The 3939-nt window shown below is 47.6% G+C and carries 3 protein-coding genes; 1 reads left to right on the top strand and 2 read right to left on the bottom strand.

Going from position 1 to position 3939, the window contains the following annotated elements; translation table 11 throughout:
* Positions 1-57: 57 nt before the first annotated feature.
* Together AB1797_13490 and AB1797_13485 are read right to left on the bottom strand one after the other, a co-directional pair.
* Positions 58-1629, bottom strand: coding sequence for a hypothetical protein (locus AB1797_13490; protein ID MEW5768599.1), 1572 nt, complete (start codon positions 1627-1629; stop codon positions 58-60).
* Between the two features lie 11 nt (positions 1630-1640).
* Positions 1641-3260 (bottom strand): DUF362 domain-containing protein, encoded by a 1620-nt coding sequence (locus tag AB1797_13485; protein MEW5768598.1) that lies wholly within the window; start codon positions 3258-3260, stop codon positions 1641-1643.
* A 48-nt stretch (positions 3261-3308) separates the two neighbouring features.
* Here AB1797_13485 and AB1797_13480 point away from each other — a divergent pair, with 48 nt between their 5' ends.
* Entirely contained in the window at positions 3309-3557 is a 249-nt protein-coding gene (locus AB1797_13480; GenBank protein ID MEW5768597.1) for a hypothetical protein, read from the top strand.
* Positions 3558-3939: the final 382 nt, after the last annotated feature.

Here is a 3939-nt window from a genome sequence, read left to right as displayed (position 1 = left end):
AATCATTATGGTGAGGTGACAATCTCTTTTCTTAATTAAAGCTTCTATTAGATAAAGCTATCTTTCAAAAAGCCTTGTTGGCCCAATAGCACAAAACCTTTTCTGGAAGTGCGGAATGCAAGTAAGAGATACTTTCTTTCCTTCCCAGGTGTCCTCCCCTTTCAGGTGCCAACGGAGAGCGCCTGCTCCCTGATCAAAGACCACAAAGAACTTGTCTTTTACCAGGAGACAACTTCGGGTATGTCCGCTAATGCTGCACTCTCCCATATCAACCCGGGGAAGGGTTTCAAAATAACCCACCGTGGAGGTCTCATCCGGTGAGTTGCCGGTTAATAAGCAGTTCAGGTTTTCTCTCGCCGCCTCCTCATTTTCACCGTTTATAACCACAAAAGGGACTCCATAGGTGATCATAAAGATAGCATTAGCCCCTTTTAGATAGTGCCCCAGGTCTTTTCCCCTCAGGCTTACCATAGCATAGAGGCTGTCTACTTCCCAGCCCTCCCTGAAGATCATCTTGTCCGGCCTGTCAAGATATTGTTCCCAGGGCCAGTTATAAGGAGATTTTATATAAACAGAGCCGGCCTTGGGGCTAACAGGGATAATAGAGTCATCCCAGAGGGAGAGACCCCAACCGTTTTCTTGAAAGAGAGAATTTTTGTATTCCGGGAGGGAGGCGTTTGCCCAGTTGAAAGAAAAGGTGACCGGCCAACGTCGATTAACCTCTCTGATCATTCGGTTAGCGACAAACTTACACTGCCCGGCCAAGACAGGATCAATATCTTTAAATATGTGGGCGCCGCAGGCCATAATATCAGGATGGGGGGCGATATAAGAAGGGATGTGCATGGCCCCATACCCGGGGCTTACTCCGGAAGGAGGCCACTGTTCAATGATCCACTGGAAGGTCTTTCGGCAGGACTCATTTCCCCAGCGGTCGAGCTTGGGCCTGTAATTGACATAAGCATAGGCATTGGCCGGATACACATGAGCGGCATAGTGGAGAGACTCATCAGGAAATCGCCACCCGGTAGCCCATATCCCTTCATTGTTTTCATCGGCTTCATTCCTGACATCTCTCGCCAGATCCGGATGCAGGCCTTCGAGTATCTGCCCAAAGATAGCCCCGTTGCCACTGTGGATCATTTGGTCATATTTGCAACCCACCGCCTGGAAGGCCTCGTAGATCCGGGCAAACCAGTTTTCGATCGCCTCTTTTTCTCCTTCGGTAAAAAGACCGGGGATGTCCTTTATGGCTAGGTAGGCCTGACCCCTCTTAGCGGCATCATAGATATAAAAGATAGAAAAAGTATCCTGGCCACTATCTACATACCTATCGTCAGCCGCCTGTTGAAGGAGATAGTCCTTAGTTTCCTCCAGGTAAGCATCATCCCCTAATTCATAAAGAACAGCCCCATATAGTCTGGTATTGAATCCGGCGGCCTCCTCTTCGTCCGGAGGATGAAAGACCTTGTCCCGAAAGAATTCCCGATGGGCCTTAATGATCTCTATCAGGTCTTCCTTAGAGTATTCTTCCTTGATCTGACAGCAGGTGGAGATTTCGGGATTCCCGTCAGCGATAGCCGGATATATGAATAATAAGGCAACTACACCCAGCAAGATATGTCGCATAAAGGCCCCCTTTATCTATAGTATTCCCCTCTTTTACGTCGTTGGCATCCCCCAGGATCATATGGCTGGCTCATTGAATACCCATCATTGAAAAATGTATCTACCGCTTTGACGTAATATTTCACCGTATCTCCTGGCATAGTGGCTTCAAAGACTCCGTTTTTGCTGTCACCGCTAATCCGGGCCATAGGAATTTTAGTGGTCTCTCCTAAGGCAAGCTTGCAGTAAAGGTCTACTCTTTTAATTTCACTATCGGCTTCAACCACATTGGCCTGGACCGTTCTATTCTCATGGGAAGCCGCAACCTCAGGCGGAGTAAAGTCAGAAAGGCTTTGGCCTACCCAGGTTGTCGCGTAAGCCGTAGCCGCCGGATAATCCACGGCAAGGGAGCTTCCTTCTGACATACGCACGTCAATTATTCCAGAATCCGCTGGGCCTAAAGGTCTTCCCCGTATCCGATCTCCGTAGAAAAGCTGCTGAATAGTGGTCCAATCCATACCCATAACTCTTGAGGCGACAGTATCGACACTAACGGGATCATAGCCGGCAATGATACAACTGCTTATCTTTGGGGGACCCCAATGAGGGCCCTTTCCCTCCATACCAATAATCCCGTCCACTATGCTCATGTAGTTCCTTTGTCTGGTGCTTTGGAAGCCATTACGATAATATAAAGCGATCTTGTTGATATCCAAAATACCCCTCCATATAGTATCATTTGCTGGAGGATTCCACTTTTCGTCATAATTGCACTGATGAGGGCAGTCCTTATAAATTCCATTCTTGCCAGGAGGGAGAAGTCCTAAAAAATTCTTCAGCGACAAAGTTACCCCCGCAATAGCATGGTTTTTCATTTTAGGGACATTAATGATCACATCTACCCCCAAGGGTGTATTGGTGAAGGTGTAAACCCCGGGAGAAAGAATATCACGATTAGGGCCTTTCCATTTCGTTCCTGCAGGTGGGGGGCTTACACTGTCTAAAGAGTATTCGCAGGCTCCGGACGAAAAGATATCAATCTGGGTGGAAGTGTCGTAATTCATATCCTTCAGATCTATAGGGACACCCCAACCCCTAAGCATGTCTGCCGTCTCCTTAAGCCCATGACTATTTGTAATTGGCCAGAAGCCGTCGGGGGTATCTGCCCCATCACCCACAATAATTATCCCATTTACACCAGCCTGGCGGAGAGCCAGATAAGTGTAATCGATAATAACTCGCAGGACTGATGCTTCAGTATAATCTGTCACCCCAATCTGTCCACAAAAATTAGGTTTGATCAGAATCTTTTGATGTTGGACATCAATCAGATTCCCCAGCGGATTCCAGGAAGATGTCCCAAACCCATTGGGGTTGAGCAACCGAAGGGCCTCTCTGACCATCGGATAAACCCTGTTGGTAACATCCACCTCCCTTGAAGGATAAGGATATTCCGGATAGATCTCCGGGGGATGGAAAGGGGGCGTGGCCGGATAAGCAGTAGCTAATGGATCCTTGACTACGGCTACCGGGATATCATCATAAGAAGGCGACTGGATAGCGAGACTATCCCAGGGTTTCCAGACCCCCAGGCCAACGCCTACGCCCACCACGGCACTGGTCTTTAAAAATTGGCGTCGAGTTATCTTCATCTCCGGTATAATCATTTATTCCTCTCGATCCTCGATCCTCGATCCTGGATGCTCGATCCTCGATCCTGGATGCTCGATCCTCGATCCTGGATGCTCGATCCTCGATGCTCGATCCTCGATGCTCGATGCTCGATCCTCGATCCTGGATGCTCGATCCTCGATCCTGGATGCTCGATCCTCGATCCTGGATGCTCGATCCTGGTAAAGGATCCAGTGTCCAGTATCAAATATGAGTATCGAGCATCGAGCATCGAGCATCGAGCATCGAGGATCGAGCATCGAGCATCCCCCCTATAAAATAAACAAGGAGAATCTATTTATTAAGGCCTAAGTCCAGCGCCTTCTTTGACAGACTCTCCTTCAACGTATATAATTATACCATTGGTAAAAAGAAAAAACAAGCCCTTTTCGCCTAAATTGGCCAGATATTTTTCATCCCTTCAGCAAGACCTTTAACCTCATCACTTGTTTCAAGAATCGGAATACCTTGAAGGATTTCCATCCCTATGCTAAACATACTTCAAACTTTAACCCTCCTATTTTAGAGACACTGTAACTACTCAAGACTAAGTTAAGCAGTTAGTTGGGAGACAAAGCAAAATTCCCTCTCCCTTGAGGGGAGAGGGATAGGGTGAGGGTGAAATTGGCGGGCAATATTATTACTCTTGCTAAAAACCTT

The sequence above is a fragment of the bacterium genome (assembly GCA_040753085.1).
Classification (GTDB): Bacteria; UBA9089; JASEGY01; order JASEGY01; family JASEGY01; genus JASEGY01.
Note: the sequence above shows the minus strand (reverse complement) of the source record. Positions and strands in the feature narration are given on the sequence as shown.

What these genes read in the sequence shown, in the direction of transcription:
- AB1797_13480 (MEW5768597.1), top strand. Translation starts at nt 3,309, where the DNA reads ATGCTCGATCCTCGATCCTGGATGCTCGATCCTCGATCCTGGATGCTC.
- AB1797_13485 (MEW5768598.1), bottom strand. Translation starts at nt 3,260, where the DNA reads ATGAAGATAACTCGACGCCAATTTTTAAAGACCAGTGCCGTGGTGGGC.
- AB1797_13490 (MEW5768599.1), bottom strand. Translation starts at nt 1,629, where the DNA reads ATGCGACATATCTTGCTGGGTGTAGTTGCCTTATTATTCATATATCCG.